Origin of the sequence: Kribbella sp. VKM Ac-2568 (assembly GCF_004345365.1) — a bacterium.
In the GTDB taxonomy this organism is placed as follows: domain Bacteria; phylum Actinomycetota; class Actinomycetes; order Propionibacteriales; family Kribbellaceae; genus Kribbella; species Kribbella orskensis.
Genome location: NZ_SLVF01000021.1, coordinates 34,639 through 55,170, shown reverse-complemented (window position 1 = coordinate 55,170; position 20,532 = coordinate 34,639). Strand labels below are relative to the sequence as shown.

Sequence of the window (20,532 nt, the reverse complement as noted above, 5' to 3'; positions counted from 1 at the left end):
GGCCCCGCTGCTACCCGAGGGACGCTAACAGCACCGGTATAGTAGGTACCTACAGGAAAGTGACTATCCACAAGGAGTCCGGTATGGCACGCAGCGCGACCTGGGCCGCACTCTCATCGACCGACCCCGCACAAGCGTGTCCGATCGCCCCTGTCGTGGACATCGTGTTCAGCCGGTGGACAACACCAATCCTTTGGACCCTCAATATGCACGGCCGGCAACGGTTTGTTGAGCTGGAACGCCGGATCACCGCGATCACACCGAAGGTGTTGACCCAGCGGCTACGGCAACTCGAACGCGACGGCATGATCGTGCGCACCTACCACCCAGAGATCCCACCCCGGGTTGAGTACGAGATCAGCGAGCTCGGCCGCAGCCTCGCCCCACTGTTCGCGAATCTCGCAGAATGGGCCACCGCCAACCTTGCCAAGGTCGACCTGGCCCGGCACGACTATGACAGCGATACGGGTAGATAACGCATCGTCGAGGTCCGGGTCCGCCCCCGTTGGGGCGATCGGAGATGACGCCCTCGTGGGAAGCACGCCACGCCGATTTAGATCTCGCCGAGAGCTGGCGTAGCAGGCGGATCCAGGTGGGACCGCTCTGCGCGGTCAACGCGATCGTGTGCAGCCAGGGTGGTGGAACCTGGAGACCAGCCGGCTGGCGCCTGACGGACCGCCATCCGATAGCTCTTCGAGATAAAGCCGGGCCTCGTCGTTGGCAGACACCAGGCGGCCCGCCGGGTCGAAGAGGAGCAACCCCGGGCGGCCCGCAGTTGCGGCGTACTGACCGGGCGTGGCGTAGGAGCGGAGCCGCCGGGCCAACGGTGTGACGAGCGAGTTCACGAATTCCACGTCGGCGCGGCTGAATGCCCTGCTGGTTCGGAAGAGGCTGAGCGTGCCCTGCGGACGACCACCGACCCGCAGGACCGCCCGCAGTTCGTCGTACAGGCCGCGGGGGCTCGATCAAGTCACATAAAGCCTTGGCGTCCAATCTTTGCAGCGCGGCGGGATCATATGATAGTCATATGATCCATATTTGATCGGTGCGGTGGTGCGACGGGCGATCAGTTAGAGGCGACAAGCAAATTCATTGCAGGCCGCAGCGCCACCGACTTCACCAGCCCCGTGCCAGGTGTGGCGCACAGGCAAGTTTAATATGAGATCAATATGCTATGATACTGATACTAATCCAATCGGTGGAGCTTGGCACAACTGATCGGCCGGATGCGCGGCCAAGACAACGAAGGAAGAAGCCGTTGAGCACGAACGGAACAGCCCAGCCAGGCGCTCGGCCTGCCCAGCATGAAGAAGTGAGAGTGACGAAGGGGCTGTTCGTTCGAATCGAGGCAAAGCCCGGTCGGGATGGCGAGCTTGAGGAACACCTCAAGGCGGCGCTTGCCGCGGTACTCGAAGAACCTGATACCACGGTCTGGCTGGCTCTGCGCCTCGGGCCGACCAGCTTCGCCGTGGTCGACGCGTTCCCTCACGATGCGGGCAGGCAATTCCACCTCGAGGCGGGGAAGGTGCGGGTCACTGGCAACCTGTCGGACCTCATCGCCGAACCGCCGACATTCACCTCTACCGACATCGTGGCGGCCAAGCTTCCCCTTCAGGGAGAAGAGCCCGCGCCCTGAGGTTGTGATTGCGCTGCCGAGTTGGGGAAACGGATGAGTCGGTTGGACGGCGAGCATCGACTGTTGTCGTTGAATGCGACGGAAGACCCGACGCGCTCGGGATGTTCGTGCAAGCGTCCGCACGGTTGCGGCGGCTGGTGCCGTTTGATGCTGCGGTCTGGCGGGTGACCTGTTCATTGATGCGTCCGCGGTACCGCCCGGCGAGCCGCCGGCGCTGGCGGTCGGAGTCACAGTTGTGGTGGCGGAGGTTGTCGACCTGGCGCTCGTGCAAAGGTCGGTAGGTAGATCCGTTTCGTCAGCTACTTCGCCTACCATCGCGCTGTATCGGGCTGACCGGCGTACCGGTTCCGAGTCGAGGTCTTCCCTGATGACCGGGAGCGAGAGGAGCGCGATCCGCGCTGATCTCTCCTGGCTCAGCCGGCGGGCGATTTCGACAAGGTTGTCGCGGTACCACTCGATCGTCGGGCGGGTAGGTAGCCGCTTCGTCCGGGTCATCTATCCGGAGGTTCTTGTTGCTGAGACTCGCGTTGGCATCGTTGGCGCCGACATGCACGGTGACGACATCCGGACGGTTATCGATGATCTGGTGTACGCGCTGCAGCGCGTTGTACGCCAGATCACCGTTGACGCCGTAGTTGGTGACCATGATGCCGCGCCCGGCCAGGCGCTCCTGGAGGAACCCTACGTAGTTCGCGCTGACCTGCCCCTTGGTAGATGCTGTCGCCCAGGCAGCTGACGTTCATCGGTCGCCTGCATTCATAATGGCGCTCTGCCTCGGAGGCCATCACCGGCGCGGATCCGCTGGATGGCTGCCACAGCCGCGGCAGCGTACCGGCGTCGGGCGCCAAGCCATGCTCGCGAAGGCATGCCTCGGTGAACTTCAGTACGTGTTCATCGCCGTGTTCGACTGGACGTGCAATGACCTCATCGAGAGGTGGGGTCGCCCTGCGCGCTTCGGCGTAAGCGGTCGCTTCGGGCGTTGCGGTCACCGGTGAACGCAAGTAGGAGCGCAGCCTGGATCTGCCAGAGCCTGGTCACTGTCGGCAGTTGGAGATTCTGTGGGAGATATGGAGCACCAGCCGTACTGCGGCCGGAGCTGTCACGCCGTGGATCAGCGGAACGGGACTGATCCGACTCTCCAGTGCGGCTGAACACGCAGCGTCGTCCGCTCCTGGCAAAGGAACTGGATGGCGTAGACCATTTACTCGGACAAGAGGATCTCCAGTGGTGATCTGACGTGGACAGCGGCCCCCAACTGCAGGAGCCCCTTAGAACCATCTTATATGAGATCCGAATAATGCACCTTCAGTATGATCAAGGTTATAGACGACCTCCGTGATCGTCCGCGAAGGCGAAGACTCCCGCATGACGAAGTCGTGGCGACCGAGTGCGCGCACGAACTTCCTGGACCGGAACTGGGCGAGTTCAACCGGTCGATGCAACACCGGGCTGTTGTAGTGAGCGTAGCTGCTCCTCGAAGACCTCGGCCGGGGTTCGCCAGTCGAGGATCTTGCGGGGCCGGTTGTTGATCGCGAGGGCGACGGCTTCGAGGTCCTCGGCGGACCACCTGGATAGATCGGTGCCCTTCGGGAAGTACTGGCGCAGCAGGCCATTCGTGTTCTCGTTCGTCGGTCGCTGCCATGGCGAGTGCGGGTCGGCGAAGAACACCTTTGTCCCGGTATCGAGGGTGAGCTGCGCATGCCCGGACAGTTCCTTCCCGCGGTCCCAGGTGAGCGTCTGACGCAGCTGTTCTGGTAGCCGTGTGATCGAGGCAGCTAACGCGGCGTTCATCGCGACGGCGCCGTAGCCGCCAAGCGACGGACCGTTCTTCACGGGTGGTTTCTCGCCCCAGCCCTCCAGCCGGGGCAGATGCACCAGGAGCGTGGATCGGCTGCTGCGCTCGACGAGCGTGCCGATCGCGGATCGGCCCGTCCCGATGATCAGATCCCCCTCCCAGTGCCCTGGAACGGCGCGATCGGCGGCTTCGGCGGGGCGTTCGCTGAGGACGACATCCGCGGTGACATGCCCCCGTGGCTTGTTGCGTGATCGGGCTCGCGGTTCCCGCAGCGCCCGGCCCGTGCGCAGACACGCGACCAGCTCTCGCTTGAGCGCGCCACGCCGCTGGATGAACAGCGACTGGTAGATCGCCTCATGACTGATGCGCATGGACTCATCATCGGGGAAGTCGACCCGGAGCCGCTGGGAGATCTGTTCCGGACTCCACGCCGTCGCCCATCGCCGGTCCTGCCGGTGCGGTTTGTTCAGCCCTTTCCATACGGGGGTCTCGGGGCCCGCGACGATCGTGCCGTCGGGTCGGTGGACGCTCCCATCCAGCCGCTCCTGCACGTACTCACGCAACCTGTCGTTGTTCACCAGCTTGGCTGTCTTCGGGCGCTTCGCGGCCTGCTGCGCTTTCCACTGCGCCACCAAGGCCCGGTAGACCTGCTTGCCGCTCCTGGTCGCCGCGTTGCGACGAAGCTCGCGAGAGACCGTCCCGGGGTCACGTCCGATCCGGCGGGCGATCTCGCGCACGCCGACCTCCTTGGCGCGCAGCAGCGCGATCTCCTCCCGCTCCGCGAACGACAAGTACCGCCCCGTGGGCTCGTCCAGGCTGATCGGCGGCATGCCGCCAGCGTGACGGAACCAGCGGGCCCCGACCGGCCACGACACACCAACGGACTCAGCGGCCTCGACCGTCGTCACGCCCGACGCGATCAGCCGCCAGAACTCACGCTGCACCGCACGCGAGGGCTCAGGCCGGCCCGGTGAACGCATCGGCGGTCGCAGTGCTCGATCCGCCGCCCACTGCCGCCGCGCACCCGCCGACACCTCCGGCAACCGGTTCTTTCCCCGCCCCATCGCAAACCTCCGTGTCCGAGGTGTTGCGACAACCGATTGAATCCGCCCTGCGATCCGCGGTCGGTGTGCAGGACACAGCCGGTGACCTCGTTGCGGCGGGCGACCGCGTTGCCGAGCGCGGCCACCGCGATCCGGGATTTCATCCGCGAGTTGATGGAGTAGCCCACGATCCTGTTCGAGTAGACGTCCTTGATCGCGCACAGTAGAGCTTGCCTTCGCTGGTGTGGTGTCCGGTGATGTCGGCGAGCCACAGCCGGTTCGGTGCGGTGGCGGTGAAGTCACGCGGACGAGGTCGCCATGGACCGGTGGCCCGGGCTTCTTGCCGTTCTTGCCACGCCTCCTCTTGCCGAACACGCTCCACCAGCCCATGCCAGAACAGATTCGCCACGCGGTCCGATCCGCCATCGGCTCACCAGCATCGCGGGCCTCGTCGACCAGGAACCGGTACCCGAACGCCGGGTCGCGCGTCGACCAACGCGTTGGCCCGGTAGGCCTGCTCGAGCTCGGCAGGAGTGACCGGCCGAACCAGCCAGCGGTAGTACGGCTCGCGAGCAATCTTCAGTACCCGGCACGTCACCGCCACCGGAACCGCGGCAGCAGCCAGCTCGCTCACGAGCGGGTAGAGCCTTTTCCCGCAAGGCTGGCCTGCGACAGGTACGCCGCCGCGCGGCGCAGCACCTCGTTCTCATGCTCCAGCAGCTTGATCCGCCGGCGGGCCTCCCGCAGCTCGGCCGACTCACCCCGGGACACACCTGGCCTCGCGCCCTCGTCCACCTCGGCCTGACGCAGCCGCTTGAACCGCGTCATCGGGTGTACCCCGAAGTCCCTGGCGATCTGCTCGACCGTCACACCAGGCCCTCGGTCACGGGCAACACGAACCACGTCGTCACGGAACTCACGCGGATAAGGCCTGGGCACAGCAACATCCTTCCAGGCCAGCCTCGCGACACCCCAACTCAGATGACACTTCTCCGTGCACCAGACCCTATCTACAACGCCGCCGCGTAGCTTCTCTTTCCAGTTTCAGGGAGTCGCCTGGACAACGGCCTGTTGCTACAACTCTGCTGCTCGACGGGCCTACATGAGGCATGCATCTTCGGCCCAGTAGCGAGCCCGCGCGACGAAGTTGTCGCGACCAGGCTGCCCTCATGAGCGATGTCCGACCCAAGGATCAGCGGCCCGTCGATCGAGCGCGAGGTACCGAGTCTGAAGTTGTTTGACGGTTGGCTCTGGTGAGGATCTTGGTCGGCGGTTTTGGTCCAGACGAAGGGGCGGCAGCGGTCGTTACAGCCGGTGATGAAGGCGCGGATCTTGGTGTTGACGTCGTGGACGGGTCTGAAGGTGCCGCGGTGGATGGCTTGGCGTTCGATGATGCCGAACCAGACCTCGATCATGTTCAGCCAGGATCCCGAGCTGGGAGTGAAGTGGACCTTGATCCGCGGGTTCGCGGCGAGCCAGTCGCGGACCTCGACGCGTTTGTGCGTGGCGTAGTTGTCCATCACATAGACGGCGCCGCACTAGTTAGCGGGAGCGTTCGGCAGTTGCTTCCCGTCGTCGTAGATCGACCGGAGCGCGTCATCGAGAGCCTTGGCGGCCACCGGCTTGCGCACCTTCGGGCAGATCGCACGGTTGGCCGCCGACGGTCTGACGAATCGGGGGATCGGCGAGCAGCTTCACCTGTCCCAACGGACCGTGATCCCGGTGGTGTAGACCAGCTTGTTGTTGACGTCATAGGCGCGAATCGTCTCTCCGAAGAGGCCGTGGTCGTCCGAGCGGCCTCCGAAGAGCTTGTCGTGGCCCGGCGTCGGCGTGAACCAATAGCCGCCTCGCAGGGCGGCCTCGACCTGTGGACCGCTGCCCTTCTGCGACGTGACCCGGGTGACGGTGTTGAGCGCGAGCCCAGCGTTGAGAGCCAGCGCTGTGACCGGGGTGGACATGAGCGAGCCGCTTGCTGCGTGAGGGGCATTCACGGCATCGCTGATCACCTTCACGGCATCGCTGATCACCCCCGCTCCGTTGCGTCCACAGAGCACGGCGCCGACCTTGGACTGGCGTAGGCGCGTGGAACCGAAGGTTGCCCTGATGATCAGCCACGACCTGACCTGACCTGGATCGGACACTTTGGTGAACTCGAACCCGTCGACCGCCTGCAAGTACTTGATTCGGAGCGGCTGACCGGTCGTGGCCTTGTCGACCGCCTTGATGCAGTCCGCAAGGAAGCGGGCCTGCTCGGCCGCGGACAAGGTCCGGACGGCCGGCTTCTCACCGACGCCGTCCTCGGTGCTGGATCCCTCCGACGTGGCGCCCACGGGAGGCTGTGCGTTGTCACGAAGCGCCGGTACTCCGAACGCGAGGCCGCCGACCACCGCGAGAACTGCCGCGGCTGCCAGCAGGGGGGTGGCTGAGCGACGCCGGGGAGTCTCAGCCTCTCCTCCGATCGCTTCGAGCAGTTCGGAGCGGCGCTTCTCGTGGTGTCCGGCCGGCATGGGGCGTTCAGGACGACGGGTGAGTAGTTCGTTCATGACAGGCTCTCCAGGGAATCGTCCGTGCCACGGGTGGGAGTATCAGCGACAGTGAGGCCGCGGAGGCGTTTGCGGGCCCGCGCCAGCCGCGACTTCACCGTGCCGAGTGGAATGTCGAGCGCGACGGCGGCGGCCTGCTGGTCGAGGCCCGCCCAGAAGCAGAGCTCGACGATCTCGCGTTCCTGCCGGGGCAACTTGTGCAGCAGCCGGCGCAACCGACCGGCCTCGCGTTCGTCGTCGACTCGCGACGCGACGCCATCGGCAAGATCCGGCTCATCGGTCATCGGGACATGCTTCAGCACGGTCGCCCAGCGGAAGTGCTGTTTGCGCCGCTCGTTGCGATACACGTAGTCCGCGGTACGCAGGAGCCAGGGAAGGGCTGACTCGTGCACGAGAACAACTTGTTCTCGACGGCGCCAGGCGTGCAGGAACACCGAGGAAGTGAGGTCCTCCGCGTCGCTCCAGGACGCCGTACGGCGGAACAGGAAGTTGTAGACCGCCTTGGCGTGCCGGTCGAACAACCGGGCGAACGACTCCGTCCCCCCGTCGCTCGCCCGGCGCCACAACTCCCGGTCACTCATCGTCGCCAGCGAACCCGCCATCCCCTCGAACTCCCCCTGGTCCGGCGCTGGCCTTGTCATCACTCTCATCCATCCTCCTGAAGCGCACCCGATTCTGCCCCGCTCGAGGGCCTCACCCTTCCCTATGTCGTGAGCGCCAGACCGAGGTCCCGGTGCGAGAAGAGCCGCCGCGGCCGTTACCGCCTCCGCGCTTCTTGTCACACCGCCGGACGGTGGCCTGACGTCTACTGCAGCATGACGGCACCAGTCGGCATTCCGCGCGATTTCACCGACCGCGACACGGGCTCCGACTACTGGTACGAGGAGGACCGTGCCGGAACGATGACATGGTCGTACTCGACCAGTCAGATGGAGTCGGCGACCAATCATTCAGCAACGGAAACAAGCACAGTGCATCGGCGACGACGGCGACGGAAATCAAGGTTCCGTTCGTGGCTAGCGTGCAGATCTCTGTTTCGGACGTCATTGGATGGGTCGAACGGCCACACGTCGGCCACCACCAACACGGTGATGAGCGGGCGGACGGTACCTACCGAGCCGGGAAAGCGTTACGGACTGTCACCGGGAGGCCTCGTTCAGGCGTACCGAATCCCCCGTTACCACGGTGACGGGCGTGTCACTTGCCAGCCGTGGGGGACTTTCAACGTAACGATGTGGAAGCGAGTCACCTACTCCGTATCTCCGCGCAACACGGTGAGCCTTGGAGCCACGATGTGCGCCAGCTGCAAGTCGGATTCAGCCTGGACCCCGTAATAGGGTCACAGCCGTCCTGTCGAGTCTTCGACGGGACGGCTGTGCTGTCTCACAGTTTCTGCAGGTGCTCGATCTGATCCACCCCGGGCTTGCGCCCGGCAAAGCGTCGAGTTGAATTCCCGCAGAACAAGGCCGGTTCACCACTCCGACGTCGGATCGCAAGGTGGATCGTCTCGACCAGCAGGCTGGACGGCTCGCGACGGCGCGAACGTGGCCCTGCTGGTCGGCGCCCGCCCCCGGACCAGGGGGATGGAGCGCGGCGACCTGCTGGAGGCGAACGGCGCGATCTTCACCGTCCAGGGCAAGGCGCTGAACGAGCACGCGGCGGACGACATCCGGATCACCGCGACCGGCAACCCGGCCAACACCAACGCGCTGATCGCCCGCAGCAACGCCCCGGACATCCCGGCCGAGCGGTTCTCGGCGCTGACCCGGCTGGACCACAACCGCGCGCTGGCCCAGCTCGCGAAGAAGACCGGCACCCACGTGACCGACCTCAAGAAGCTGAGTCTCCTCGTTCCCGGTGACCACCAAGGACGGGATGTGGCCCCGGGTTTCTCTTTGTTCTGAGGGGGATCAGCGGATCCGGCAGGCATCGAGCCGGGGCTTTCTCCGACTCACGTGAGGCGGTGCAGCGTGCCTCCCGGGGTGACGCCGATCGACGTGTGGTGGCCGTCGATGTTCAGGTCCACGATCAGCGTCGAGCCGGCCCGGCGTGCGGTGTACCTCGCCGGCTGCGAGGTCTTGACCGGCGCGATGACGGACAGGATCGTCGCGGACTGGCCGGAGCGGTTGAACATCACCGTCGGGGCCGGTTTGCGGGTGAAGATGTCCGGGTAGTGCCAGCCCTGGACCGGGTCGGACTCGCCCTTCTCGACCTGGATCGCGTCGGTCGGCAACTGCTGGCGGTACGGGATCTGGAACAGGAACGTCTGGGTTCCGCCACCCGGCTTCTTCGCCACCGCGGTGGTCGGCGAGCGGACCGTGACGTTCTGGTCGTCCGGCAGGTGCCACAGGGTCTGGAACTGCTGGGGTGTCGTCGAAGTGGCCTGGTCAAGCACGACCAGCAGGTCGGGATCCTTGAGCACCAGTACGCCGCGGGTCCGGTCGATCCCGGTGCCCGGCTGGTCGGTGAACTCGTAGAACTCGGAGTCCGGCTCGATCCGCGACCGTTTCAGCGTGGTGGCGAAGTTCCGGTCCGGCGTCATCGGCGTGGTCAGTGAGTTGTGCGCGGCCTGGCTCCTGGCCCAGGCCCGCCACTTGTCGGTCTGGTAGCCCGCGTGACCGCCGTCAACGAGGATCTCGCGTCCCCGCGAGGTGTATGTGATCGCCATGTGGTCGTTGTGCCCGTGCTTCTCGCGGGCAGGCCCGAAGCGGATGCTGTAAGTCGACTCCTGCGAGAAGGGGCGGGTCTGTCCCCAGCCGGTCCGGCCGAACACGTAGCCGGCGTCGAAGATGCCGATCCGCTGGGTCGGCGCGACTCCCTTGGTCCCGAGCGAGGCGGCGTACTCGAGCGGGGTGCCGGGGTCCGACATCGTCTTGACGGCCTCGGAGTCGCCGATCTGGTGCAGCCGGCCGAGTGAGTTGGTGGCGAGCGCGAGCCAGTTCGCCATCAGGGCCCGGCGTTTGCTGATCGTCGTACCGGGATCGGCGCCACACTGCTTCAGGACCGCTTCGGCCCGGCCCCAGAGCGTGTAGTTGAACTGCGCGTAGGCGGTGGACTGCTCGTTGGTGGAGCCCGCGCTGTCGATCGCCGTCTTGATCGCGTTCGTCAGCCGGCTCTCCGCGGTGTGCAGGTAGGACGGTCGGTTCAGCGTGCACCCGACACCGAACAGCGCCAGGGCCTCGTCGGTGCCGTGGTTCCCGTCTCCGCTGTAGTTCTTGATCAGGAACTTCGCGTGTTCGACCAGCGCCTTGTCGAGCCAGGAGTAGCCGGCCGGCAGGGTAGGCACCCTCAGCCCGGACAGGATCGCCTGCCGGGTGCAGATCAGCACGTTCGTGCGGTGCATGGTCGACTCGTAGGCGCCGACGTCGTTCTTCCAGGAGTACGGGTTGTCATGCACCCAGTCCTCCACGATCGCGGTCACGTGGGCCAGCGCCGCCCTGTCACCCTTGCTGGCGGCGCTGATGCCGAGCCCGAGCCACCGCAGCGAGTGCAACCACATGTACCAGCTCGGGTTCTTGTACGGGTTGAGCCGCCAGTCGATGTCGCCCTTGCCGTCGCCCACCTTGGCTGGCCCGAAGTCGCCCCACGTGAAGGTGTCCCTCCTCAGGTCCGTGACCGGGTTGGCGCTGTCGATGCCGCTGTAGCCCGGGCAGGTGTAGGTACCGGTCACGTGCGCCCGCGCCTGCAACAGGTCCCGGATGCCGCGGTCCGCCATCCCGGTCGCCGCGAACACGGTGACGACGGCGAACACCACTACCCCGCAGATCAACCGGCCATGTCGCCAAGCCGTCTTCCGCTTCCTCACAATTCCACCCCAGACGGGCGCGACTCAGCTGAAAATGGGCAGGCTGAAGCACCTCAGGTCGTTTTGGCGCACAAAACGTGCGTGAGCAGCCGTCGACCGAACAATCGACGGCTACCAGATCCGGCCCGTCAGCGGCCGGATGTCTCCACAGGTATCGAAATGCCGAGGAGTTTCACTCAGCCGGGCGACGGCAAATCACCGCTGCGGTGGATGACAAACTCGTCTCGTCACTCATAATAATCCCTGGGCTTCCTATAAGTTCACGAGTCATCCACCGCACCCAAATCCAGATCTACAATCTCTCAAACAGGTTCATGGCGGCGTTCAGTTCCGCCAACCGCGAGCACCGCGTCCAACGATTCACCTTCTTGCCGGACGACGAATTCACAAAGCCACCTACTCAACACGACGTCGACAGTGCGGCAGGAATTGTCACCGCATACCTGTCTTATGTCGCGATCGCCCTATTGGGTTCCCGGCGATCACGACATAGGGCTCTCAGCGCCGCGAATGGGCGGCGGGAATGGTCTACCCGCCTGCATCCGGCCCGCGACGTCGAGCGGCCGGGGTCAGTTGGTGACGATCAGGCCGATGGCGGCGCCGACGCCCAGCAGGAGCAAGGTGTCGAACGTGCGGTGGGTACGGCCGACCCAGAATCCGCAGCCGCAGGCAGCCACCCAGAACGGCGTCAGCCCTTATGCTGACCCCGTCGCGGCTGCCGGCTCGCGACGTACTCCGGATCGGCAAGCTTCGCGCACCACACGAGGCCCCGGTCCACAAATAGCGTCGCCGTGTAACGGCAAGCCAGCCTGGCGGTACGACGGACGAGCGGGGCGGGCGCGCCACTGCTGCCCACTGCACCTATTGCCTCGCAGGGCGGACCAACTGGCCCGGCATCGCGTCCACGCCGGGCTACTCATCCGACGACCCGCTGGTTCCGGGCTCGCGAGTTGTCCCCTTTCCGTCTGCACCTTGTGCCGCCCCCGGTGGTATGTCGTGCCGAGGTTCCGAATATCCCGAAACATAAGCGGCGTCCCTGCTCGGCCACCAAGGTTTCCACCAGCTGTGAGCGCGACGCCGAGTAGCCATGCACCTAACGCGACGGCGGCGATCTGAATTCCCCACCAGTCATCGTAGAACGCCTCGCCCAGTTGCTGTCTCGTCCAGGCACCCCCGAGGTCCCGGCAGTTGAGGTTGCGGCTGTCTCGCCGAGCCCACATGGTTCAGACCATCCAGTTGAGAGCCGAGCTGGAAGGTAGTGGACAACTGGACCGGATAGCCGGGTGGCTGCTCGGCGGTGAATCGCTCCTCATGCACGCTGAGCTTGTTGACTCCGATCGGTTCCGTGAACGCGACATAGCCACCTTCGGCCCGGAAGTTCGGCGGCGGCTCGTAGCCTCCCAACACCAGCCGAAGTTCGTGGATTCGGCCTGCTCGGCGAGCACCCGCTGCCGATCCGCCAGCGTCTGCTCATACAGCGGGATCGCGCGGCCCAGGTCCCCCGCCGACTGGTAGGCGCCGGCGAGGTTGTTCCGCGACGACAGCGTGTCGCGATGGTCGCCGCGGCGGTGTGCGGGCGGTACCGCCACGCATGGTGTGATGGCGCTGAGGTTGTTCGACGAATCCGTGTCGGCAACCCGAACCGAGCCGCAGCGATGACTTTCGCGGTGAGCTCGCCTCTGTATAGGTATGAACTCATCGCGCCAGTCACAGACCACGGCGGTAGTCACCGGAGCGGGCCGCGGCTTCGGATCGGCGATCGCCGCCGCGCTGATCGACCAAGGTCACCGGGTCGTCGGCGTTGCGCGCACCGCCGACGCATTGGCGGACGTGCACCGACGATTGGGTGCGGCGTTCGTCCCGGTTGTCGCCGACGCGACCGACGCGGAGACCGCCCGCACCCTGATCGAGCAACACCAACCGACGTTGCTCGTGCTCAACGCGGGCGCGACACCCGCCATCGGCCCGGTACACGAACAGTCCTGGGAATCGTTCAGCCGCAACTGGCAGGTCGACACCCAACACGCTTTCCATTGGATCCGCGCGGCACTGCGCCACCCGCTGACGCCCGGCAGCCAGGTGGTGGCGATATCCAGCGGGGCTGCCCTGCGCGGCTCACCTCTGAGCGGCGGATACGCGGGCGCGAAAGCGATGATCCGATTCCTGGCCTCCTACGCCGCGGACGAATCCCGCCGTGCCGGCCTCGGCATCCGCTTCGCCACCGTGCTGCCGCAACTCACACCTGCCACCGATCTCGGAGCTGCCGGTGTCGCCGCCTACGCCGAGCGCCAGGGAATCGACACCGCCACGTTCACGGCAGCACTTGAGCCGCTGCTCACGCCCGCCATGGTCGGCGCCGAGATCGCGCGATTGTGCGGGGACAGCGGCAACCGGGACGAGCTGGGGGAATACCAGCTCACCGGTCACGGACTTCACGCGCTCGCGTGAACAACAAGAAAGAGAAGGATATGTTGCTGGAAAACAAGAACGTGGTCGTCTATGGCGCGGGCGGAGCGGTCGGCAGCGCGGTCGCCCGCGGATTCGCCCACGAAGGTGCCCGGGTCTTCCTGACCGGGCGAAATGCTGACGGCGTCAACACCGTCGCAAAGGAAATCTCCGCTGCGGGTGGAGCGGTCGAGACCGCCGTGGTCGACGCCCTGAATGAGAAATCCGTCACCGAACACCTCGACGCGGTCGTGGCCGACGCTGGCGGCATCGACGTGTCGTTCAACGCGATCGGAATCTCCCCGCAGGGACTGCAGGGCATCCCGTTCACCGACCTACCGGTCGACAACTTCATGCAACCGATCACGACATACGCCCAGGCCCACTTCGTCACCGCGAAATCCGCCGCACGACACATGATCCCCCAAGGATCGGGAGTGATCATGATGCACACGCCCGAACCCGCTCGTGTGAGTCTGCCGCTGGTCGGGGGCATGAGCGTGGGCTGGGCGGCGATGGAAGCGCTCAACCGCGCGTTGTCGGCCGAATGGGCCCAGCATGGCGTCCGCTCGATCTGCCTGCGCACCACAGGCATGGTCGACACACCGACCATCGACGTCGTCTACGGACTACACGCCGACGCGATGGGCATCCCAAAAGACCAGTTCACCGCCATGGTCACCTCGATGACGCACCGCAAACGCCCCACCACACTGGCCGAACTTACTTCCTTCGCGGTATTCCTCGCCTCCGACCAAGCTGCGGCGATGACTGGAACCGTCGCCAACCTGACCGGCGGAATTGTCGTCGACTGATCACAACACGCCCGACCGCCACGACATCGGCGGTCGGGCAAACCCTTATCAGAATCAGAGGAGCAAACCAATGAACGATCTACTCGCGACCGCGGTCGCCGCGCACGGCGGTTTGGACCGGTGGAACCGGATCAAGACGATCCGCGTCGATGCCGCCATCAGCGGGGCCTTCTGGGAAATGAAGGGAAAGGCGAACGCGATGAGCGACGTCCGCTTCGAGGTGGACACCACACACCAACGGCTGACCATGGACTACCTCGCTCAGGACAGACGCTCACTGTTCCAGCCCGAACAGGTCGTCCTTCAGCAACCCGATGGCACGGTCGTCGACACACGCGAGGACCCGGAGCGCTCGTTCGCCGGCCACGAGTTCCAGACCCCCTGGGACGACCTCCATCTGGCGTACTTCACTGGGGAAGCATTGTGGACGTATGTGAATACGCCGTTCCTGCTCACGTGGCCGGGGTTCGTCTGCGAGGAGATCGCCTCGATTGAGGCCGACGGTGAAACTTGGCGGCGGTTGAGCGTGACGTTCCCCGATCACATCAAGAGCCACACTCGTACGCAGGTGTTCTGCTTCGGCTCGGACGGTTTGCTGCGCCGCCACGACTTCACAATCGACATCGTAGACCCGACTACCGAGTCACAGCTCTACGCCGCCGACTACCGCGATGTCGACGGCATCATCATCCCCGCCACCCGACGGGCCTACGCCCCGGTGGGCGACGACCAGATCGTCCTGGTCGCCATCGATATGGCCGACATCACCATCTCTTGATCCGAACTCTCCCCACACAAGGACATCACGATGAACAACACCCACCAAGCCCCGGTCGTCACGCCGGCGGAATGGGAGGCGGTGCGCTTGCGGCTGTTGGCGAAGGAAAAAGACCTGACTCGCACTCGCGACGCCCTAGCCGCTGACCGCAGGCGGATGCCGTGGCTGAAGGTCGACCAGGAATACCTCTTCGACGGGCCCAACGGAACAGCCCGCCTGCCCGACCTGTTCGAGGGCCGCCGCCAGCTGCTGCTCTACCGCGCCTTCTTCGAGCCCGGCGTGGACGGCTGGCCCGACCACGCGTGCGTCGGCTGCTCGCTGATGGCCGACCAGGTCGCCCATCTGGCGCATCTCAACGCCCGCGACACCACCCTGGCGTTCGCCTCACGCTCACCCCAACCCGACATCGAACGGATGAAAGCGCTCATGGGCTGGGCCATGCCCTGGTACACGATCACCGACAGCTTCGACGCCGACTTCGGCGTGGCCGATTGGTACGGCACCAACGCATTCTCCCGTGACGGCGACAACGTCTACCGCACGTACTTCATCAACGATCGCGAGCACGAGCCGATGGGAGGGACGTTGGGCTCCCTCGACTTCACCGCACTCGGACGCCAAGAGGACTGGGAGGACTCCCCCGACGGATACCCCCAGGTGCCGCGATATTCGTGGCTGAAGCGACACGACGAATACGGCTCGACCGGGCGAGCCGCGCACCCCGCCACCACAGAATCGGCGGATCATGCACACCATGACTGAAGCCAAGGCCGCCGGCGACAAGGATTTCGGAAGGCTGAGCGAACCGTTCCGGCGCGAGCTGCTCGCCTACTGCTACCGCATGCTCGGCTCGGTCGACGAGGCCGAAGAGGTGGTGCAAGACGTCTACCTCGAAGCCTGGCGTGCCTACGACGCGTTCGAGGGACGGTCGTCGCTGCGTACCTGGCTGTACCGTATCGCGACCCGGGCGTGTTTCAAGGCGCTGGAAAAAAGTAGACGCAGGCCTCTGCCCGCGGATCTCGGCGCCCCCCAGACTGACCTGGATGCGGCGCTCGGCGCACAAGCTCGGGAGGTGCCGTGGCTCCAGCCGATACCCGACTTCCTGTTCACCACCGCACCGGCCGATCCGGCGACGGTCGTGGTGGAACGACAGACTATGCGGCTCGCGCTGGTGGGAGCACTCCAGCAGTTGCCGCCGCGACAGCGAGCCGTGCTGATTCTTCGCGACGTGCTGCAATGGCGTACCGCCGAGGTGGCGCAACTGCTGGAGATGACGACAGCGGCCGTCAACAGCGCGCTCCAGCGCGCCCGAGCCCAGGTTCCGCTCAGCCAAGACGACCTGACCGAACCCGCCGAGCCACGACAGCGGGCACTGCTCGACCGATACGTCACCGCCTTCGAAACCGCCGACGTCGATCAACTCGTCGCGGTATTGACCGAGGACGCCAGATGGGAAATGCCGCCGATCGCGACCTGGTTCGAAGGCCGCGACACCATCCTCGCCTTCCTGGCCAAACAGATGCCAGTGATCGGACCGGCCGCACTGGTCCCCACCTCCGCCAACGGACAACCCGCCTTCGCGGTGTACGCCCGCGGCCGCGACGGCGCACACCACCCACATGCGCTGCACGTACTGACACTCACAACCGAGGGAGTCTGCCGGATCGTCGCGTTCCACGGCTCAGGGCTGTTTCCACTGTTCGGGCTCTGACACGGGCAACGGCATGTCCGAACCAGAAACCATCACCCAGCACAACGAGGAACTTCACGCACAGCTGCGACTGTTCTGCCACCTCATGCTCGGTTCGGCCGACGCCGCCGACCGCGTCATGCGGCAGATCTACCATCGCGCACTCGATCACCAAGACGATCAACAGCATCGGCAATCAGAACGCGTCCGACTATTCAGTATCGCCGCCGACCTCTGCGGGGCCCGCGGTCGTTCATCGCACGAAGCTACGCGACGAACTCCAACGCCTGCATCTGGGCACCTTCACGGGCCCCCGCCGGGTCCTTCCGCCAGCGCACCGAGCTGACCCCGGCTGTCAAGAAGACCATCGCCGCACTCGGCCTGCCCGAACCACGCCGCGTCACGCAGATGGCGCAGCAATTCCTCCCGGACCACCTTGAAAAAGATCAGCCGCCACACCCCGCCGGCGGATTCCACGAGCTTCTTGGCCGCGTCCCGGTCCGCCCGCCGCCACAGCCCAGATCCAGCACCACATCGTGAGTGCGCGTCCTTGATCGCGGGCACGCCCCCGGCGTGCGCTTACCGCGCCAGGACCGCGAACCAGACCACGCCTGACCTCCGCACCGCGACCTGCGGTCCGTGGGGAACGTGGCCCCCACGGCCAGACCATTCCGATCATTGCCAAACACATCACCGTTTGTGGAAACATCGAGATCCTGCCCGACCCCTACCTTCGGAACGCGTGCACTGGTACACGATCCAACTGCCGGAGCAGGCCAGGGTCAGGGTCATGAACGACGTGGACGACCCGCGATCGATGATGGAGGCACCGATCACCACAGGAGGCCAACTCCAGCCTGGGCAGGTGATCTCGATGGCAGATTCTGCTCTTGTCGATCAACCATCGCCGCTATCTCCGCCACGGTCGCAGGAGTCCACTTCACTCCGACTGCCGGCACATTTGTCTCGGGCGTCGAACGCGAAGTGAACCTACGTGACCTGGGCTTTGGTGCGCCTGAGCACCTTCGGTTGATGGGTGACGGATCTGTTTCGGTAGGTCCTTGACACTCAGATTTGAAGTTTAGGGTGGTGTTGGCCGTCCGGAACCGACGACTTCTTCTTGCGTACCGCGCCTGGCTGGTCGCGGGTCTGGGTGCGGAGGAGTTGGTTGCCGTCGAAGAGTTGCAGGACGGTGTCGGTGACCCAGACGTCGATGTTGCGGCCGGCCGCGGCGATGCCGAGGCAGACCTGTTGCCAGCTCACGCAGACGACTCCGGTCCGGCTGGCGCGTCGTACGACCCAGTAGCCGTCCCCGCGGCCGGGATCGGGTGGGGTGGTGGACCCGGCGGTCGGGGTGGTCGGCCGGAGGTCGGTGACCGGTGCGGGCGCGGTGTGCAGGAACCGGTCGGCCGGAGTGGCCATGGCGAGCGCCTGGTGCGGTCGGCGGTGGTTGTACTCGGCGACCCAGGCGTCGAGCTCGGCCTGCGCGTCTCGAGGTCGGGGAAGGTCCGGTCGGTGCGGAACTCGGTGCGCAGCGCCCGGTGGAACCGCTCGACCTTGCCCGTCGTGGTGGGTGAACGAGGTTGGGGTGAGCCGGTGGGTGACGCCGTTCTCGCGGCAGATCCGGTCGAACAGCACCTCCACCGGTGGGCGGTTGAACCGGCCTTTCACGGGTTGCCATCAGCGCCCAGAATCGCTTGCTGGTAAGGGATCTGGCGATTGCTCTTGACTCTTAGGCTCTCATCGCTGATCACCCTTTCGCGCTCATTTGGGTGCGTAAAGAGGTGCCCAGGAGCTCCTCGTCATGGCCTCGGAAGACTAGGACGACAAGCGGTTGTCGGGAGGCATCGATGATGAGTTCGTTCATTGGCCGGCGACCCGGTCCAGCTGGTCGAGCCAGGTCATGGGGCCGGCGTTGAGGCAGTCGGTGAGGATCTGGACGTGTTCTGGGTCGGGGCGGTGTTGCTCGGTCGCGTGGAGGGTTTGCGGCTCTTGGTGACCAAGAAGCCGATGCCGCGCTCGATCCACCAGGTGCGAGCCGCCACCCACTTGGCTTGAGTCATGGACCGGGGGCGTTCAAGGAGGTTCTTGACCTCGGCGAGTATGCGATTGGTCCGGGTGGTGAGGAAAGGTCGGGCGGTGGTCGTGACACTGGGGAGGTATGTCTATGGAATCTGTTGCGAACTCGGTGCAGTTGCCGCCGCTGGACAATCCGAACGAGCGGGTGGCGGTTGGTGCGGAGCTGCAGCTCGTGCTGCAGGATCTGATCGATCTGTCGCTGATCGGGAAGCAGTTGCATTGGAGCGTAGTCGGGGCGGCCGCCCGTGGGGTGCATCTGTTCCTCGATGAGTTGGTCGAGGAGTGGCGCGAGCTCGCGGATGTCGTCGCTGAGCGTGCGGTGACGTTGGGGCTTGTCCCGGATGGACAGAGCTCGGCGGTGGCGGCCGGGTCACGTGTCGAGCCTGTCGTGGTGCGGTCGTTGGCTGATCATGTGGTGGTTTGGGACCTGGGTCGGCGGGTGGCGGCGGTGGCTGAGCGGATCCGTGCACGGCTGGGCTCGATCGGTGCTGCGGATCTGGTGACGCAGGACGTACTGATCAGGGTGGTCGGGATGTTGGAGAAGCAGCAATGGCTGTTGCGTGTGCAGCTTGGTGAGAAGGCCTGATGGCTGTCACCAGAGGGTTCCTTGGCCGGCGCGCCGCAGACTCTTCGCGGGTACCACCCGGCCAGTACGTTACGCAGGATTTCCCTGTGTTGTCGGCCGGGCCGACCCCGTACACGCGGCTGGACGCGTGGGACTTCACGATCCGTGGAGCTGTGGACCACCCGGTCTCGTGGTCGTGGGCTGAATTCCAGGCATTGCCGCGCGAGAAGTTCACCGTCGATATCCACTGCGTGACGAAGTGGACGAAGCTGGATATGACCTGGTCGGGTGTGCCTCTCGACACCTTCCTCGATGCCGCGCCGACGCAGGCAGGTTATGCCGTGGCGTTCTCCGACGGCGGCTACACCACAAACATTCCGCTAGCGGACTTGCGCAACGGAAGAGCCTGGGTCGTCGACGAGTACGACGGGCGGCCGCTTGATCCGGAGCATGGCGGGCCGGCGCGACTGCTGGTGCCGCACCTGTACTTCTGGAAGAGCGCGAAGTGGATTCGTGGATTGGACCTGCGGCCCACGGATCAGCCCGGCTTCTGGGAGATGTTCGGCTATCACAACTATGGAGACCCGTGGAAAGAGCAGCGTTACTACGGCGACTGACGTGGCAGACCGGCACCGTGATGTCGACGATCTTCGAGACTCCGCGGGTGAAGACCATCGCGCTCGCCGTACCTGATTGGCCTGGGCACCGTGCTGGTCAGCACTCGGATGTGCGATTGACAGCACTCGACGGATATCAGACGGAGCGGAGCTCTTCGATCGCATCGGCGCCGGAGGACGACTGCCTGTCGGTCACCGTCGAGCGACTCGACGATGGTGAGGTTTCTCCTTATCTGGTGGACGAGTTGCGAGAAGGCGACGAGCTCGAGTTTCGTGGTCCGATCGGCGGACATTTCGTGTGGGACAACGACTTCGGTGGCCCGTTGTTCTTGGTGGCGGGCGGATCTGGATTGGTCCCCCGCGGTCGATGCTTCGGCATCACCGTGCCATCGGTAGCCGGCTGCCTGTTCGCGTGCTCTGCTCGGCGCGCTCGCTCGAGTTGCTGATCTATCGTGACGAACTGATGGAGATGGCGGCCCGCGACCTCATCGATGTCTCGATCACATTGACCCGTGAGGCCCCGAGCAGTTGGCGTGGTTATCGCGGGCGGATCGGCCCGGCGCTCTTGTCCACGACTGGATGGGCAACCAAAGAAGAGCCACTCACCTTCATCTGCGGGTCGACCGCATTTGTCGAGACGGCAGCGGCCGGCTTGGTGGCCTTGGGTCACGACGCACGACGGATCCGGACCGACCGCTTCCGCGGGACAGGGGTGTGACGA

General features: G+C 65.3%; 23 protein-coding genes and 1 pseudogene. 13 read left to right on the top strand and 11 right to left on the bottom strand.

Going from position 1 to position 20,532, the window contains the following annotated elements; all coding sequences use genetic code 11:
• Positions 1-83: 83 nt before the first annotated feature.
• Together EV648_RS40060 and EV648_RS40055 are read left to right on the top strand one after the other, a co-directional pair.
• The gene (locus tag EV648_RS40060) at positions 84-476 is read left to right on the top strand and encodes a helix-turn-helix domain-containing protein (protein ID WP_132301295.1); all 393 of its coding nucleotides are present in this window, start codon (positions 84-86) and stop codon (positions 474-476) included.
• An 842-nt stretch (positions 477-1,318) separates the two neighbouring features.
• On the top strand, positions 1,319-1,636 hold the full coding sequence (locus EV648_RS40055; protein WP_132301293.1) for a putative quinol monooxygenase: 318 nt from the start codon (positions 1,319-1,321) through the stop codon (positions 1,634-1,636).
• Between the two features lie 295 nt (positions 1,637-1,931).
• Here the strand turns inward: EV648_RS40055 and EV648_RS45475 are convergent, their stop codons facing one another.
• From EV648_RS45475 to EV648_RS43585, 5 genes are all read right to left on the bottom strand, one after another.
• Positions 1,932-2,282: a hypothetical protein gene (locus EV648_RS45475; protein WP_370452772.1), complete on the bottom strand. Its 351-nt coding sequence runs from the start codon at positions 2,280-2,282 to the stop codon at positions 1,932-1,934.
• Between the two features lie 779 nt (positions 2,283-3,061).
• Positions 3,062-4,261, bottom strand: a complete 1,200-nt coding sequence (locus EV648_RS40040) for an IS30 family transposase (protein ID WP_132301401.1) — start codon at positions 4,259-4,261, stop codon at positions 3,062-3,064.
• 89 nt (positions 4,262-4,350) lie between these two features.
• On the bottom strand, positions 4,351-4,662 hold the full coding sequence (locus EV648_RS45470; RefSeq protein WP_370452771.1) for a hypothetical protein: 312 nt from the start codon (positions 4,660-4,662) through the stop codon (positions 4,351-4,353).
• Between the two features lie 442 nt (positions 4,663-5,104).
• Positions 5,105-5,413: a transposase gene (locus EV648_RS43590; RefSeq protein ID WP_199235104.1), complete on the bottom strand. Its 309-nt coding sequence runs from the start codon at positions 5,411-5,413 to the stop codon at positions 5,105-5,107.
• A 71-nt stretch (positions 5,414-5,484) separates the two neighbouring features.
• On the bottom strand, positions 5,485-5,994 hold the full coding sequence (locus tag EV648_RS43585; protein WP_199235103.1) for a transposase: 510 nt from the start codon (positions 5,992-5,994) through the stop codon (positions 5,485-5,487).
• Positions 5,995-6,082: 88 nt separating this feature from the next.
• On the opposite strand from EV648_RS43585, the gene EV648_RS45465 reads away from it, so the two are divergent.
• Positions 6,083-6,205 (top strand): LuxR C-terminal-related transcriptional regulator, encoded by a 123-nt coding sequence (locus EV648_RS45465; protein ID WP_370452770.1) that lies wholly within the window; start codon positions 6,083-6,085, stop codon positions 6,203-6,205.
• Here the strand turns inward: EV648_RS45465 and EV648_RS40010 are convergent.
• Both EV648_RS40010 and EV648_RS40005 read right to left on the bottom strand, forming a co-directional pair.
• Complete coding sequence (locus EV648_RS40010; protein WP_132301289.1) at positions 6,169-7,017, bottom strand: hypothetical protein; 849 nt, start codon at positions 7,015-7,017, stop codon at positions 6,169-6,171. The genes EV648_RS45465 and EV648_RS40010 overlap by 37 nt on opposite strands.
• Positions 7,014-7,658: an RNA polymerase sigma factor gene (locus EV648_RS40005; protein WP_241996080.1), complete on the bottom strand. Its 645-nt coding sequence runs from the start codon at positions 7,656-7,658 to the stop codon at positions 7,014-7,016. The genes EV648_RS40010 and EV648_RS40005 overlap by 4 nt, the downstream gene beginning before the upstream one ends.
• Before the next feature lie 891 nt (positions 7,659-8,549).
• On the opposite strand from EV648_RS40005, the pseudogene EV648_RS40000 reads away from it, so the two are divergent.
• Positions 8,550-8,864 (top strand): annotated as a pseudogene (locus EV648_RS40000) (malate dehydrogenase); the annotation flags it as partial.
• 104 nt (positions 8,865-8,968) lie between these two features.
• Here EV648_RS40000 and EV648_RS39995 read toward each other — a convergent pair.
• Together EV648_RS39995 and EV648_RS45460 are read right to left on the bottom strand one after the other, a co-directional pair.
• Positions 8,969-10,822: a heparinase II/III family protein gene (locus tag EV648_RS39995; protein ID WP_241996079.1), complete on the bottom strand. Its 1,854-nt coding sequence runs from the start codon at positions 10,820-10,822 to the stop codon at positions 8,969-8,971.
• 1,223 nt (positions 10,823-12,045) lie between these two features.
• Positions 12,046-12,411: a tetratricopeptide repeat protein gene (locus EV648_RS45460; RefSeq protein ID WP_199235102.1), complete on the bottom strand. Its 366-nt coding sequence runs from the start codon at positions 12,409-12,411 to the stop codon at positions 12,046-12,048.
• A gap of 100 nt (positions 12,412-12,511) precedes the next feature.
• Between EV648_RS45460 and EV648_RS39985 the strand changes: the two genes are divergently transcribed.
• The 5 genes from EV648_RS39985 to EV648_RS39965 are packed head-to-tail and all read left to right on the top strand — an operon-like array spanning position 12,512 to position 16,571.
• A complete protein-coding gene (locus EV648_RS39985; RefSeq protein ID WP_132301287.1) occupies positions 12,512-13,270 on the top strand; it encodes an SDR family oxidoreductase in 759 nt (252 codons plus the stop codon).
• A complete protein-coding gene (locus tag EV648_RS39980; RefSeq protein WP_132301285.1) occupies positions 13,267-14,082 on the top strand; it encodes an SDR family NAD(P)-dependent oxidoreductase in 816 nt (271 codons plus the stop codon). Before EV648_RS39985 ends, EV648_RS39980 begins: the two co-directional genes overlap by 4 nt.
• A complete protein-coding gene (locus EV648_RS39975) occupies positions 14,069-14,860 on the top strand; it encodes a hypothetical protein (RefSeq protein WP_199235101.1) in 792 nt (263 codons plus the stop codon). The genes EV648_RS39980 and EV648_RS39975 overlap by 14 nt, the downstream gene beginning before the upstream one ends.
• Positions 14,861-14,890: 30 nt before the next feature.
• Positions 14,891-15,622, top strand: a complete 732-nt coding sequence (locus EV648_RS39970; RefSeq protein WP_132301283.1) for a DUF899 domain-containing protein — start codon at positions 14,891-14,893, stop codon at positions 15,620-15,622.
• The gene (locus tag EV648_RS39965) at positions 15,606-16,571 is read left to right on the top strand and encodes a sigma-70 family RNA polymerase sigma factor (RefSeq protein ID WP_370452769.1); all 966 of its coding nucleotides are present in this window, start codon (positions 15,606-15,608) and stop codon (positions 16,569-16,571) included. The genes EV648_RS39970 and EV648_RS39965 overlap by 17 nt, the downstream gene beginning before the upstream one ends.
• A 282-nt stretch (positions 16,572-16,853) precedes the next feature.
• Here EV648_RS39965 and EV648_RS42920 read toward each other — a convergent pair whose 3' ends face one another.
• Complete coding sequence (locus tag EV648_RS42920) at positions 16,854-17,114, bottom strand: hypothetical protein (RefSeq protein ID WP_158294205.1); 261 nt, start codon at positions 17,112-17,114, stop codon at positions 16,854-16,856.
• 504 nt (positions 17,115-17,618) lie between these two features.
• Positions 17,619-18,194, bottom strand: coding sequence for an integrase core domain-containing protein (locus EV648_RS45455; protein WP_206751963.1), 576 nt, complete (start codon positions 18,192-18,194; stop codon positions 17,619-17,621).
• A 544-nt stretch (positions 18,195-18,738) separates the two neighbouring features.
• Here EV648_RS45455 and EV648_RS39950 point away from each other — a divergent pair.
• The 4 genes from EV648_RS39950 to EV648_RS45450 are packed head-to-tail and all read left to right on the top strand — an operon-like array spanning position 18,739 to position 20,529.
• Complete coding sequence (locus EV648_RS39950; RefSeq protein ID WP_158294204.1) at positions 18,739-19,215, top strand: Dps family protein; 477 nt, start codon at positions 18,739-18,741, stop codon at positions 19,213-19,215.
• A complete protein-coding gene (locus tag EV648_RS39945) occupies positions 19,215-19,811 on the top strand; it encodes a sulfite oxidase-like oxidoreductase (RefSeq protein ID WP_241996078.1) in 597 nt (198 codons plus the stop codon). Before EV648_RS39950 ends, EV648_RS39945 begins: the two co-directional genes overlap by 1 nt.
• A complete protein-coding gene (locus EV648_RS43580) occupies positions 19,781-20,257 on the top strand; it encodes an FAD-binding oxidoreductase (RefSeq protein WP_241996077.1) in 477 nt (158 codons plus the stop codon). The genes EV648_RS39945 and EV648_RS43580 overlap by 31 nt, the downstream gene beginning before the upstream one ends.
• Positions 20,179-20,529 (top strand): hypothetical protein, encoded by a 351-nt coding sequence (locus EV648_RS45450; protein WP_199235099.1) that lies wholly within the window; start codon positions 20,179-20,181, stop codon positions 20,527-20,529. The genes EV648_RS43580 and EV648_RS45450 overlap by 79 nt, the downstream gene beginning before the upstream one ends.
• Positions 20,530-20,532: the final 3 nt, after the last annotated feature.